At 72.6% G+C, this 13,348-nt stretch carries 9 protein-coding genes; all 9 read right to left on the reverse strand.

Annotated features, from left to right (window positions below; genetic code table 11):
- Positions 1-240 precede the first annotated feature (240 nt).
- On the reverse strand, positions 241-1,125 hold the full coding sequence (sigJ, locus tag ACT1U9_RS09395; protein WP_444537891.1) for an RNA polymerase sigma factor SigJ: 885 nt from the start codon (positions 1,123-1,125) through the stop codon (positions 241-243).
- A 156-nt stretch (positions 1,126-1,281) separates the two neighbouring features.
- A complete protein-coding gene (locus ACT1U9_RS09400; protein ID WP_444537892.1) occupies positions 1,282-1,740 on the reverse strand; it encodes a carboxymuconolactone decarboxylase family protein in 459 nt (152 codons plus the stop codon).
- A gap of 46 nt (positions 1,741-1,786) precedes the next feature.
- The gene (locus ACT1U9_RS09405) at positions 1,787-2,497 is read right to left on the reverse strand and encodes an SDR family oxidoreductase (protein ID WP_444537893.1); all 711 of its coding nucleotides are present in this window, start codon (positions 2,495-2,497) and stop codon (positions 1,787-1,789) included.
- A gap of 87 nt (positions 2,498-2,584) precedes the next feature.
- On the reverse strand, positions 2,585-3,841 hold the full coding sequence (locus ACT1U9_RS09410; RefSeq protein ID WP_444537894.1) for an acyltransferase family protein: 1,257 nt from the start codon (positions 3,839-3,841) through the stop codon (positions 2,585-2,587).
- Positions 3,842-4,146: 305 nt separating this feature from the next.
- Entirely contained in the window at positions 4,147-7,131 is a 2,985-nt protein-coding gene (gene fxsT / locus ACT1U9_RS09415; protein ID WP_444537895.1) for an FxSxx-COOH system tetratricopeptide repeat protein, read from the reverse strand.
- A 91-nt stretch (positions 7,132-7,222) separates the two neighbouring features.
- Complete coding sequence (locus ACT1U9_RS09420; RefSeq protein ID WP_444537896.1) at positions 7,223-8,452, reverse strand: FxsB family cyclophane-forming radical SAM/SPASM peptide maturase; 1,230 nt, start codon at positions 8,450-8,452, stop codon at positions 7,223-7,225.
- A 2-nt stretch (positions 8,453-8,454) separates the two neighbouring features.
- Positions 8,455-8,712 carry a hypothetical protein gene (locus tag ACT1U9_RS09425; RefSeq protein ID WP_444537897.1) on the reverse strand — a complete coding sequence of 86 codons (258 nt, stop codon included), beginning with the start codon at positions 8,710-8,712 and terminating at the stop codon, positions 8,455-8,457.
- Entirely contained in the window at positions 8,709-12,104 is a 3,396-nt protein-coding gene (locus tag ACT1U9_RS09430; RefSeq protein ID WP_444537898.1) for an SAV_2336 N-terminal domain-related protein, read from the reverse strand. The genes ACT1U9_RS09425 and ACT1U9_RS09430 overlap by 4 nt, the downstream gene beginning before the upstream one ends.
- A 43-nt stretch (positions 12,105-12,147) precedes the next feature.
- A complete protein-coding gene (locus ACT1U9_RS09435) occupies positions 12,148-13,149 on the reverse strand; it encodes an AAA family ATPase (RefSeq protein WP_444537899.1) in 1,002 nt (333 codons plus the stop codon).
- Between the last annotated feature and the right edge of the window lie 199 nt (positions 13,150-13,348).

The following is a 13,348-nucleotide window of genomic DNA, read 5'->3' on the forward strand; positions in this document are numbered from 1 at the left end:
CTCTCCATCAGGGGTTGTACGGGCGCCCCCTAACGAGGGCGACGGACGTCCCGCCGGTGCTGCCCCCTCGGAGCACCGGCCCGGACTTGTCCGTCACTCATATGACGGATCCCGCTGAGCAAATGTGACCGTTGGACGAAAATAAGTTTCGGCGCACGGAAAGGCCCGGGCCCGCCGAAGCGGTCCCGGGCCTTCTCACCTGCGGTTATGCGAATCCCGTACGTCAGCCGGCGAGAAGCTTCAGCTGGCGAGGAGCTCCAGATCCAGCGCCTTGAGGTGCTCGGGGTCGGTGATGACCTCGATCTCGGTGATCACCGAGTCGCCGAAGCCGAAGCTCATCACACGGAACGTGTCGCGCCCCTGGTCCGCGACGACGCCCGGGCTGCCGTTCACCAGCGCCTGCTGCGCGGACTGGGCGAACTGCGCGAAGGTGAGCGCCTGTCGGGCCACGGCCTGGGCGCCGCGCAGCACCGTGCCGGCTCCCGGACGGTCCGCGAAGGCGTCGGAGCGGGCCACCACATCGGGGTCGAGCACCGCGACCAGGGCCTCGAAGTCACCGCCGCGCGCGGCGGCGAGGAACGCGTCGACCACCTGCCGCTGCCTGCCCAGATCGGGGTCCGGCACGGGTTCGGCGCCCTGGACGCGGCGGCGGGCGCGGCTGGCGAGCTGGCGGGCCGCGGCGGGGCTGCGGTCCACGATGGGCGCGATCTCCTCGAAGGGCACCGCGAACATGTCGTGCAGGACGAAGGCGAGCCGCTCTGCGGGCTCCAGCGTCTCCAGGACCACAAGCAGGGCCAGGCCCACCGAGTCGGCGATCAGCGCCTGCTGCTCGGGGTCGCCCGCGTCCTCGGGAGCGAGGGCGGGCTCGGTCACCTGGGCTTCCAGCGGGTCCTCGCGCCGGGCCCGGCGCGAGCGCAGCATGTCCAGGCAGACCCGGCCGACGATGGTGGTCAGCCAGCCGACCAGGTTCTCGATGTCGTCGGTCTCGGCGCGGCTGAGCCGCAGCCAGGACTCCTGAACGGCGTCGTCGGCCTCGCTCACCGAGCCGAGCATCCGGTAGGCCACCGCTCTGAGATGGCTCCGGTTCTCCTCGAATCGCTGCGCCAGCCAATCGCGCTCGTCCATGTCACTTCCTTCGAATCGCGTTCCGTCATAGCCATGACGAACGAAACCCGGCCATTGTGACAACGTCCGTTCCCGGTGGGTCCGTTCGCCGGTCCCACCGGCCGGGCCACTGTCGCACACCGCCGGGCCGTACGCCCGGCGGTGTGCGACACGGCTTCACCAGGCCTGGCCGGCCTGCTGCTTGGTGGAGGCGTTGAGGCGGTTGAACAGGTTGACCACACCGATCTGGAGGACCAGGGCGGCCAGCTGCTGCTCGTCGTAGTGCTTGGCCGCCTCGTTCCACACGGCGTCCGGCACGGCGTCCTCGCGGTCGGCGAGCCGGGTGACGTGCTCGGCGAGCGCCAGGGCGGCGCGCTCGGCGTCGCTGTAGAACGGCGTCTCGCGCCAGGCGCCGACCGAGAAGATCCGCTCGTCGCTGACACCGGCCTTCTGGGCGGCCTTGGCCGAGGCGTCGAGGCAGGGGCCGCAGCCGTTGATCTGGCTGGCCCGCAGGTGGACCAGTTCGAGGGTGGCGTCGTCGACACCGGCCTTACGGATCGACTTGATCAGGCCGAGGATGGCCGTCATCGAGTCGGGCAGGACCTGGGCCGGGTTGCTCATGCGGGGAGCGGACATCGTCATCTTCCTTAAAAAGAACGGGGGTTGAGAGAAGCAGTCTTGCTTACCAGGGAAGTGTGCCCTGATCCTGGGAGAAGGTGGCGGTCGGGCCGTCCGCGCCGAGTGTGGCGAGCTTCACGGCGATCGCGGCGCCCTGCGCAGCCGACTTGTAGCCCTCGCCGCCGGTGATGTCGGTACGGCACCAGCCCGGGTCCACCGCGTTGACCTTGATCGGGGTGTCCCACAGCTCCTTGGCGTACGCCACCGTGATCATGTTGAGCGCGGTCTTCGAGGAGTTGTACGGGAGGTTCACGATCGGGAACGCCGGGTGGTTCTCGTTCAGGGCGTGCTCCATGGAGCCCATCTCGCTGGACTGGTTGACGATCCGGGCGGCGGGCGCCTTGCGCAGCACCGGCAGCAGCGCGTTGGTCACCGCGACCACGCCGAACACGTTGGTCTCGTAGATCCGGCGCATCGTCTCAAGGGAGGTGGTGCTGGGCTTGCCCTCCTCGTGGGAGACGGTGATGCCCGCGTTGTTCACCAGGATGTCGAGCTTGCCGTACGCCAGGTCGATCCAGGTGGCGGCCTTCTTGATGCTGTCCGGGTCGGTGACGTCGAGCTGGACGAACGCCTGGCCGAGCTCCTCGGCGGCCGCCCGGCCGAGCTTCTCGTCGCGCGCACCGACGATGACGGTGATGCCCAGCTCGCCGAGCTGACGCGCGATCTCGAAACCAATTCCCTTGTTGGCACCTGTGACGAGAGCAATTGTCTTCATGGGGGGAATCCTTGCAGTGGAATCTTGAACCGAACTTGAATTCACGTCGTTGGGGGCTGGAATTCAGCTCTCCGGTTGGTGCGCCGCTCAGGCCGTGGTGGAGGCCCGACGGAGCCTCGGCTTGGACCAGTTGCGGGTGATGGGACGCTCGATCAGCGCGTACAGCGCCCACGAGATCAGCACCGCGATCGTGAACTCGATGAGCACGATGCCGATGGTCTGCGGCACCGTGTACATGCCGTGGCCGAGCCACTTGCGTACGTAGGAGAGCACCACGAAGTGGACCAGATAGAAGGCGAAGGAGATCTCGCCCAGCCAGACCATCGTGCGATTTCGGAAGAGAGTGAACTCTTCTCTCGCGTCGGCGGTGGCGGCGGCCGCGATCAGGAAGACGATCGGGATGATCGTCATGGACCGCTGCGAGTAGAGGAACGCCACATGGGAGGCCCACACATAGCTGCCGACGAGCAGCACGGTCGACCAGATCATGCCGATGTTCCACCAGCGGCCGTTGAGCACCGCCTGCGCCACGAGCATGCCGAGCGCGAAGTCGAGCAGCCGCATGGGCGGGAAGTTGTAGGCGAACCAGTACTGCACGGTGGAGGCGCGGGCGCCGAGCGCCAGGCCGCCGGGGAAGTTCGGGTCGTCCGGCAGCAGCAGGTAGGTGAAGAACGGGGTGGTGATGATTCCGGCGATCATCCCCGAGATCCAGTACTTCAGGTGCGCGGGCCGGATGCGCCGGAACAGCTTGTGCAGCAGCGGGAACGAGAGGTAGAAGAGCAGCTCGCAACCGAGCGACCAGCTGGGCTGGTTGACGCTGGAGAAGACGTCGAACTTCGGCACCCACACATGCACCATGAGCAGGTTGAGGATCGCGGTGCGGGTCGGTGTGTACGCGGAGGCGAAGGCGATCATCGCCAGGCCCCAGGTGATCGCGTAGTTCGGGTAGATCTTGACGATGCGGCGGCGCCAGAACGCGCGCGTGGTGTCCGTCTCGCGCACGGCCCAGGTGAGGACGAAGCCGCTGAGCACGAAGAAGAAGGTGACGCCGAGCGCGCCCGCGTTGCGGGTCACGTCGAACCAGTCCATCGCCGCGCCGTCGTCCTTCATCAGGCGCAGGAACGGGAAGGGCAGTCCGGTGTGGTTGAAGAAGACCAGCAGGGCCGCCGGGAAGCGCAGTCCGGTCAGCGAGGGAAGGCGGGTGGCGGCCGGCCGCAGCCAGCCGTCGCGGGTGGCGACGGTGCGTATCCCGGTGGACTTCCCTAACCGGCCGGACGGTGTCCGTCCGGCTCCCTGATCAGCGGTGCCCGGCGGGCCGGTATCTATCGTGTCGCCGTGAGTCATGGCAAACCCTCCTGAGACCTGGGGAGTTGTGCGCTCTCGTCGCGAGAGGCAAGAGGCTCTCGGCACGTCGGCTCTCGGCACGTCCGACCGCCCGCCGACCGCAAAGGGATCGGCCCTGGGGAGACAGCGCCCCCGGACCTACTCAAGGATCTTGAAATGCGGGTTCCGGTTCAAGGCGCTCCGGATCATGTCTCTGCCGGTTTCGGTCAGCAGACGCAGGAAAACCGCATCTATGTCAGAGAAGTGACAACTCCGGGTCAGGGCAAGGTCAGAGAAGTGGGGGCAACGCTCACAAGTGGCGTCGCTCACACCGGCATCGGCTCGAAGTCCCAGTACGGGCGCGCACCGCTGCGCATGTACGCGGTCTGGCGGTGGCTCTCGCCGAGCGCGGCGGTGAGCGTGCCCACCGCGTCCCGCAGCAGCTCGGCGGCCTCCGCGCGCTTGCCCCGGGCCCGCAGGTCCTGGGCGAGGCCCGCCTGGAGGTTGACGGTCAGGACATGCGACTGACCGACCGAGGTGACCGCCTGGACGAGGGCCGAGCGGCCGAGTTCGGCGGCCCCGGTCAGATCGCCGTCGGCGGCCCGGGCGGAGGCCGTGTTCATGGCGCAGCCGAGCGTCCAGGGGTGGGCGTGCCCGAGCGCGCGCGTGAAGGCCCGCAGATTGCGCTCGGAGAGCTCCCGGGCGGCCCGGTGCTCACCGCTCTCGCGCAGGACGAGGGCCACGTTGTCGTGCGCGCCGATCGTGTACGGGTGCTCGGCGCCCAGCAAACGTTCGTACTCGGCGGCCGCCGACCGGGCCAGTTCATGGGCCTCCACCGGGCGCCCCAAGTCCCGTAGCAGCATGGCGTAGTCGCAGGTGAAGGCGGTCGCGTCGCCGCGTCGCAGCATCGCCTCGCGGGCGTCGTGCAGCAGCCCCCTGGCCCGCTCGGGCTCGCCGTCGCGGCGCAGGCACAGGGCCAGGTTGTGCTGGGCGGTCAGGGTCTGCGGGTGGTCGGCGCCCAGGATCTGGCGGTGCAGGCGGTGGTTGTACTCCTGGATGGTCAGCGCCTCCCCGTACCGGCCCATCAGGCGCAGCATCTGGGCCGTGTACATCCCGCCCTGGAGGGTGAGGTGGTCCTTGCCGCCGAGTACGGAGATGCACTCCTCCAGGACCTCCTGGTGGCGGGCGAGGGCCTTGGCGTAGTGGCCCTGGAGGGCGAGGGTGACCGCCAGGTTGTGGCGGATCGCGAGCAGCCGGGGCACCTTCCAGTCGCCGAGCAGGGCGGCGGTCTCCCCCGCCGCCTCCTCGAACAGGGCGCGCGCCTCGCCGTACTTGCCGAGCACCATCAGGGTGCCGCCGAGCCCGTTCTTGGCGCGGACCACCTCGATGCCGCCCCGGCCCTCCGCCATCAGCCGCCGCAGGGTGTCCCGGCCCAGCTCCTCGGCCTGGGCGTAGTGGCCCAACTGGCGGCACATGTGCGCCTTTTGATGGGTGGCGACCAGGACCAGGCCGTCGGTGGGCCCCGACACCGGACGCCACTGGTCGACGGCGAGACCGCTCAGGCGCTGCCCCTCGCGGAACTCGCCGCGCACCCGCAGGTACTCGATGCAGTTCAGGACGAGCCTGCGCACGTCCGGGTCGGTGGAGGCGATCGCGCCGGACGGCTCCAGATGCGGGATGAGCTCGGCGTAGCGCGGCCAGTTGTGGGCGCCCGCCGGGTCGCGCGGGTCGGCGGCGACCAGCACCTGACAGGCGGTGGCGGTGGCCCGCTCGTGCTCGCCCTCGGGCAGGCTGCCGCGCACGAAACGGTGCAGCAGCCGGTGGATGCGCAGCGAGCCGACCGTACGGGTGCCCAGGCGTCCGGGGTCGTCGTACTCCAGCGGGGTCGCCGTCACCCGGGAGAGCGTGCGCAGCGCCGAGTTCCAGCTGCTGGGGTCGGTGACCAGGGCGGCGAGGTGCGGCGGCAGATCGCTGACCCGGGCGCTCTGGAGCAGGCGCACCGGCACGGAGTCGGGCGAGAAGTGCGCGAGGAGTTTCAGCAGCTCCCAGGCCTCGGCGGAGGTCTCGTGGAGGCTGTTGAGCGTCTTGGACCAGGCGGCCTGGAAGCTCGCCGGGTAGTCGCGCGAGGGAAGGGTGTCGACGGTGTGCGGATCGCCCTGGCTGATCCCGCGTACGTACTCGGCGACCGAGGCGGCCGGGTTGTTGGCGATCCAGTTGGCGGTCTGGTCGAGCAGCAGCGGCAGGTCCTGGACGGCGTCGGCGAGCCGGTCCGCGTCCTGCTCGGTGAGGCGTTCGGCGCGGCGGCGGGCGAAGGCGACGCTCTCCTCGCGGTCGAAGGGCGGCAGCTGCACGAGGTGGGCGCCCAGGCCCGGCCACTCGGGCGAGTTGGCGGTGACCAGCACGTGGCCGGGGCCCTCCGGGATCAACTCCCCTACAGCCTCCGGGTTTTCGGCCCCGTCGAAGACCAGCAGCCAGCGGCGCCGGGTGGTCTCCAGCTCGCGCCGCACCGCCGTGATAACCTCGGCGAGCCGGCTGCCCTGGGCCAGGCCCAGCTCCGGGGCGAGCGCGGCGAACCCCTCGCGCGCGCTCGCCTTGGCGGCGGCCCCGACCCACCATACGAGGTCGTACTCGCCCGCGAACCGGTGCACGTACTCCATCGCGGCCTGCGTCTTGCCGACGCCGCTCAGCCCGTGCACCACCACCCGGCCGCCCTCCTCACCGGAGACGGCGAGGACGTCGTGGACCTTCTCGAAGGTCTCCTCGCGGCCGGTGAACTGGCGGTTTCTGCGCGGCGCGTTCCAGATGCGCGGGCGGTCGTCGGGGAAGCGGATGGCCCGCTCCAGGACGACACCGGTGGGGCGCGCGTCCGTCCCGGCGCACTCCAGGACCCGGCGGCGCGCCTCGTCGGGACCGATGCCGCGCAGCCCGACGGGCCGCAGGGTGGCGGCGGCCGGAGGCAGTGGTTTGGCGGTGACGCTGACGGCCGCGACCCGGTCGCGGTGCAGCGGCAGGGTGTCGCGCAGCGCCGCGGCCCAGCCCTGGTACTTCTCGGAGTCGAAGCGCAGATACCAGTCGTCGAGGACGACGAGGATGTGCCCGGGCGGCTCCAGCAGATCGGCCAGGGCCGAGTCGGCGGGCTGGAGGTGCAGCGGATCCCACCTTATGAGGACGGCCGGATGCCCGGCCCGCTCCAGCTGCTGCCCGATCCAGTCGGCCCAGGCCTGGCTCTGCCCGGCGAAGAGCACGGTGACACGGGGGGACTCCTCGGCCGGTTCGGGCAGCGTGGACTCGACGCCCTCGTGGTCGGACATGCGGCGGACTCCCTCGGCTCGGGCCGGAAGCTGGATGTGCGCGCACTTTCAATTGTGCGTCACAAAAGTGTCAGTGAGCAGGAGTTGACAGTCACGAGCCGCCACGTCCCGCCTTGTCGGTCTCGGACAGCCTGGCCGCCACGTGGCGTATCAACCGTTCCAGGTCGGCGCAGTAGATGCTGGGATGCAGGAATCCGCTGTACGGGGCGTAGCGGTGGGCGTAGTTGCCGCCGCCGCACACCTCGCGCACCGGACAGGACAGGCACTCCGGCGCAAGGCCCTTCGCCCCCAACTGGCGTGCGGCGACGCCCGGATGGCGCAGGGCCTGGTCGAAGGAGTGGTGGAAGACGTCGAGGCCGGTGGCGGAGGCGCCCTCGTACGCCGAGCGCAGCGCGCCCGTCTGCTCGATCGACCCGTCCGTGTCCACCACCACCGCCACCATCGGGGAGAGCCCGACGGACTCCACCGTGCTCTGCGCGCCGAGCAGCAGCGCCACGATCTCCTGGAAGAGCCGCACCCCGGTCCGCATCCGCTCCGCGTCCCACCACAGGTCGAACACCTCGGCCAGCCAGTCGCCGTACGGGGTGGGACGCGCCCGCCGCCCCGGCACCGGGGCCGGGGCGATCCCGGGCGGCGGCGCGGCCCAGTTGCCGTGCGGCAGCAGCAGGTCGATGCCGGGCGGGCCGAGCGCGAGCAGCGAGCGGTAGACGTCGCCGGGGTCGGTGGCGAGGTCGACCGTGCAGAGGATTCCGGCGTACGCGGCGGGGCGCCGGGCCAGCAGGCGCGCGGCCGCGGCGACGGCGGGCCACGACGGGCGGCCCCGGCGGTCGGTGCGGCGGGTGTTGAGCCGGGCCGCTCCCCCGTCCAGGCTCAGCCCGACCGAGACGCGGGCGGCGGCGAGGCGGTCCAGGGTGCGCGGGGTGAGGAGCGTGCCGTTGGTCTGCACGGTCGCGACCACCTCGCAGCCGCCCGGCACCACACCCCGTACCGCCTCGCGCACCGCGCGCCGCACCTCCGCCGCGTACGCGAGCACCGGGCCCGCACCGCCGAGCAGCGGCTCGCCGCCGTGCAGATCGATCCGGAGCCGGGTGAGGCGGTGGGCAGCGGCGTGCTCGGCGATCCGGCGGGCGGTGCGGCGCACGGTGCCCTCGGCGACCCGGGTCGGGCGCTCGCGCCAACTGGCGTCCTGGCCGCGGTAGATGTAGCAGTAGGTGCAGGCCAGGTTGCAGCGGCTGTGCACCTTGAGCACGAACTGGCGCAGCGGTACGGGCCGTACGGCGTCGGGGTCGAGCACGCGGTGCGGCCAGCGGGGCTCGTCCATGGTCACGTCTTGTCCCCGCAGCCCTGCGCATCGGCTCGTCGTGGCGCCGGGGCGTCCGCGAAGTACGCCCCCACCGCCGGGGCGTCGCTGAAGTACGCGCCCCGCCCCTCGCCTCCCACTCGCTCCCGCAGCTCCGCGAGGACCGCCGCCAGTACGGGGTGCGCGCACTCCTGGGGCTCGCGGGCCGTGAGCGGGCGCAGGGGTGGCAGTGCCGTCGCGTCCGGCACCGCCCTGCCGCCATCCGTCGCGCTCGCCCTCACGACGCTCCCGACTCGCCGGTGAGCCGTTCGATCTCCGCCCGGCTCAGCGCCTCGGCCTCGGGGTCCGGCCACCCCGCCTCCTCAAGGATGCGCAGGACCTCGCGGTGCTCCTCGACCGCCCTGGCCGGACCCGCCGTCTCTTCGAGCAGCCCCGCCCGCAGCTGCCGCGCCGCGACCTCCACCGAGAGCTGCCCGGCCGCCCGGGCCTCCTGCGCGGCCCGCAGCGCGAGGTCGGTGGCCTCGCCGAGCCGGGCGCTCGATTTGGTGCGCCGCGACAGGAGTACGACCGTCTGCGCGCGCAGCTGCCAGATCGCGGCGAGGACCGCGCTGTCGTCGGTGGCCCGGGCCGCCGCGCCGAGTATCCAGTGCGCCTCGTGGAGGTCGGCGAGGACGCCGTCGAGATGGAACCGCCGTACGTGCGCTGCGGCCAGCAGGAAGCGCCGCCGGGCGAGTTCGGGGTCGGACTCGGAGGTCTCGTCCAGCGCCCGGCGCAGCGCCTTCACCGCGCCCCGGGCGTCGTCGCGGGATCCGCGCACCCGGGCCCGTACGGTCAGCGCGTCGCCGAGCTCGGCGAAGGCGCCGGGCCGGCGCGGGTCGTCGGGGCTCAGCAGCTCGACCGCGTCGGACCAGGCCACCACCGCCGAGTCCAGCGTGGCGCGGGTGCGGGTCGACTCGTACCGCTCGCGCAGCACCCGCGCCATCCGCAGCAGGCACTCGGCCTGGGCCTCGCGGTCCGGGCCCGCGTAGCTGCGTGCCTGGTCCAGGGCCTGGAGGATGGTCAGCCTGGCCGAGTCGTCGACCTCGCTCCGGGCCAGCTCGACGGCGTCGGCGAGGTGCAGCCAGGACCGGCTGACCTCGTCGTCGGAGACCGAGCCGGGGGCCAGCGACTCGAACCCGGCGTACAGGTCCTGGACGGCCCGCTCGGCGTACGCGCGCGTGGTGATCGGCGAGCGCTCGCCGGTGCCGGCCGCGCTGCGGCGGGCCAGGGTAAGCAGCAGCGCGCCCCGCAGCAGCAGGACGCCGGCGCCGCGCTCCTCGGCCAGCAGCGAGTCGGCGACATGGACGGCGGTGTCGAGGCAGCCGTCCGCCCACTTCGGCTCCAGCTCCGCGAGCCTGCGCAGCACCCGGATCCGGGCGAGCGACGCCTCCCGCCAGTCGGCGCGCTGGGCGGCCGAGGCGGGCGGGATGCCGCCGATCAGGGCGAGACTGCTGTGGGCGCGGTTGAGCAGGGACACGGCGACGTCGTGCGGGGTGCGGCCCGGGCCGTCCGCCCCCGAGGTGCCGTTGGAGCCCGGGGCGGCGATCGGCTCGGCCGGTGCGGGCGGCCGCCAGGGCTCCCCCGCACGTCCCGGCGGGCGCCTCGGTTCGGTCAGCGCGGCCAGCCACCACGCCTCGTCCGCCCCGGCCCGCCCCGACTCCGCCTCGTCCGCCATCGCCTCCAGGATGCGGGCGAGGGTCAGATGCGCGGGACGCTCGTGCGGCAGCGCGTTCTCCACGGCGGACAGGGCCGCCCCCAGGTCCTCGCCGAGCCGCCGCAGCTCCCAGCGCAGCAGCAGCGCCCGCGCCAACTCACTGGAGAAATAAGCCCGTTCGGCCACCCGGCGCTCGCCGCGCACGGCGGCGGTCAGCAACTGGACGCCCATGTCGAGATCGCGGACCGTCCCGTACGCGCGGAACCTCGCCAGGCAGTCCTGGGCGCGCAGCGACAGCTCCGCGGGGCCCGCGCCGTCGCGCGGGTCGACGACCGGGTCGGGCTGCCCGAAGCGCCGCAGCACCTGCGAGGAGACCCGGGCGAACTTCCGCATCCGGGGGTCGTCCGACGGCCCGGCCGGGGTCTGCCCGCCGGGGTCGACGGAGCCCGCGAGCACGGCGGCGGCGAGCGCCGGAAAGTTGCGCACGGTCCGCCCGTACCGCCGCTCCACGTACTCCGAGCAGTGCTTGAGGACGAGGAACGCGCCCCCGGCTCCCAGGTGTTCGAGCAGTTTCTCGCGCACCCCGTCGACGAAGACATAGCCGGGCGCCCCGTCCACGGCCTCGTCGGCGTCGTCCTCGCCGGGGCTGCGCACCAGGCCGCTGAGCAGCACCTCGGCAAGCACCTCGGGCCCGCTGTTGACCAGCATCGCCCGCTGCACCAGCTGCATCACCGGCAGCGAGAGCGGCGCCGCCGACAGACACGCGGCGAGCTGGGAGGCGTCGGGCGAGGCGGTGGCGCGGAAGGCGTCGACCCGCTCGGCCGGGTCCACGGCCTGCGCGGCGCGTACGGTGCCGGTGGCCGGGGCCTGGTCGGCGCGCACCCGGCCGACCGCCGCCTCCATGGTCCGCTCGGTGGCGCCGCTCACCAGCCGCGCCCAGGCGCCGAACGAGGACTGGCGCAGGGCCAGCACCGGCACCGGCACCCCCTGCGCGGCCCGCCCCCGCTCGGGCCTGCGCGGCCGGAACTCAAGGCGCCCCGCCGGTCCCTCGCGGCGCCGCAACACCCCTTGCCGGGTGGGCAGATGGGTGGAGCGCCACATCCGCTGGGGCAGCGGCTGCACCACCGCCAGCGGCGCGGTCTGCGCCCAGCCGTGCAGCAGCCGGTGGAGCTGGCCACTGCGCCACATCGGGCCCGCGCAGTCGCTGAGCAGCAGCGTGAGTCGGCGCCCGGCCGGGTCCCAGAACTGCGACGGCTCGGCGAGGCGCCCGCTGGGCTCGACGGAGGTGCCGACGCGCGGCCTGCCGTCCGGGCCCTCGTGCAGATAGTGCACCTGCACCTCGCGGAAGGCCCCGGCCCGCTCGCAGACCTGGCGCAGTTCGTCGAGCGTCTGCTCCCAGACGAGCGTGGAGGACGAGATGTCCATCATCAGCGCGAGCCGCGCCTGGCGGCGCCGGTCGGGCCGCAGCACCGGTATCACCAGGCCCATGTCGGCCGCCCGGTCGGCGGTGGCCTGCTCGTCGAGGTAGCGGCCGGTGGTCCGCACGGGCGCGCGGTAACGCTGGAGCGGCCGCAACGCCCGTTGCAGGGCGAGCGGTTCCGGCAGCGACGCGGCGACGGGCGCGGCCACCGGCGCCACCTCCACCCGGCCGAGCGTGTCCCCGCCCCCCTGCTGCCGCCCGGCGACCGGCCCCGGCGTGAACAGATCGGCCTGGCCCTCGTACGTACGAGGGGTGGGCACGCTCGACGCGCCCTGCGGCGGGACGCGCGGCTCGGTGAGCTCCGGGCCGTCGCCGGCACCCGGCGGTTTGACGCCGGGGCCGCCCACGACCCCGGGCGCCGGGCCGGGCTCGTGGGACGACGGCCGGGCAATGGGTCCGGCGAAGTCGGCGAGCCACAGCGCGTCCGCCAACTCCTGGGCGGTCGGCTGGATCTCGGCCTCCCGAAGGCGCGCCACCAGCGCCGTGAGGGTCGTGCTCACAGCGCTGTCCTCCGGGCGCGGGTCGGGGGCCGTGGTCATCGGGTCACCGCTGCCTGGTGTCCAGCGGCCGCAGCAGCAGCTCGGCGATCTCCTGGCGCCGCTCCGGCCCCTCGTCGCGCACCTGCTGGGTCAGGAATATCGCGTTCAGGAGCTGGTCGGTGGGGCGCAGTTCGCCGTCGCCGTCGTCGCGGGTGAAGCGGCTGAGCAGATCGAGGTTGCGCTCGTCGGCGCCGGGCCCGAAGTGGGCCTGCACAAAGGCCGCGAGGCGTTCCTCGCGCGGCGGGTCCAGGTGCAGATGGATGCAGCGGCGCAGCAGCGGCGCCGGGAAGTCGCGCTCTCCGTTGCTGGTCAGGACGGTGATCGGGAAGGCGTGGCAGCGTATCCTGCCGTGCGGCACCGCGACCCGGTGGCCGTCGTCGGTGAGCACTTCGACGACATCACGGCCGGGCCGGTCGGCGATCCGCTCCAGCTCGGGCAGCGGGAACTCGCCCTCCTCCAGGACGTTGAGCAGGTCGTTGGGCAGATCGATGTCGCTCTTGTCGAGCTCGTCGATGAGCAGCACGCGCGGCCGCTCGGCGGGCAGCAGCGCGGTGCCGAGCGGGCCGAGCCGGATGTAGCGGCCGATGTCGTCGGCCTGGCCGTCGGCGAGCTGGGCGTCGTGCAGGCGCCCGATCGCGTCGTAGGTGTAGAGGCCGTCCTTGAGCTCGGTGCGGCTGATGATGGGCCACTGGAGCACCCGGCCCAGGCCCAGTTCGTACGCGATGGAGTGCGCGAGCGTCGACTTGCCCGAGCCGGGCTCGCCGGTGATCAGCAGCGGGCGGCGCAGATACAGGGCCGCGTTGATCAGCTGGAGGGTCTCGCCGTCGTGCGCGGACAGCTCGGAGACCCGGTCGCCGAGCCGGCGCAGCGAGGCGATGTCGATGCCGGGCACCTCGTACGGGCGCGGCACGCCGTCGAACGCACGCCAGCGGGGCGGGGCGGGCAGTGCGCCGATCCGGTCCGGATCCGGTGCCCCGGTGCCTCGGTAGATCAGCCAGTCGTCCATCGCTCGCTCCTCGTCGACGGTCGGCGGGGCACCACTTGCTGGCCACATGGCCGCGCTGGACCACATGTCGTTGCGAGTCGAAGTCCGTTGTGAACGTACCCACTACGAGGCGTCCGAAATGCGTTTTCCGGCCAGCAGACCGATGGGTGGACGCACGGGCGGTCACAGCGGCGCTTGGCCGGGCGCACGGCGGCGCACG

Source organism: Streptomyces sp. BR1, from assembly GCF_052373795.1.
In the GTDB taxonomy this organism is placed as follows: domain Bacteria; phylum Actinomycetota; class Actinomycetes; order Streptomycetales; family Streptomycetaceae; genus Streptomyces.

What these genes read in the sequence shown, in the direction of transcription:
- sigJ (WP_444537891.1), bottom strand. Translation starts at nt 1,125, where the DNA reads ATGGACGAGCGCGATTGGCTGGCGCAGCGATTCGAGGAGAACCGGAGC.
- ACT1U9_RS09400 (WP_444537892.1), bottom strand. Translation starts at nt 1,740, where the DNA reads ATGTCCGCTCCCCGCATGAGCAACCCGGCCCAGGTCCTGCCCGACTCG.
- ACT1U9_RS09405 (WP_444537893.1), bottom strand. Translation starts at nt 2,497, where the DNA reads ATGAAGACAATTGCTCTCGTCACAGGTGCCAACAAGGGAATTGGTTTC.
- ACT1U9_RS09410 (WP_444537894.1), bottom strand. Translation starts at nt 3,841, where the DNA reads ATGACTCACGGCGACACGATAGATACCGGCCCGCCGGGCACCGCTGAT.
- fxsT (WP_444537895.1), bottom strand. Translation starts at nt 7,131, where the DNA reads ATGTCCGACCACGAGGGCGTCGAGTCCACGCTGCCCGAACCGGCCGAG.
- ACT1U9_RS09420 (WP_444537896.1), bottom strand. Translation starts at nt 8,452, where the DNA reads ATGGACGAGCCCCGCTGGCCGCACCGCGTGCTCGACCCCGACGCCGTA.
- ACT1U9_RS09435 (WP_444537899.1), bottom strand. Translation starts at nt 13,149, where the DNA reads ATGGACGACTGGCTGATCTACCGAGGCACCGGGGCACCGGATCCGGAC.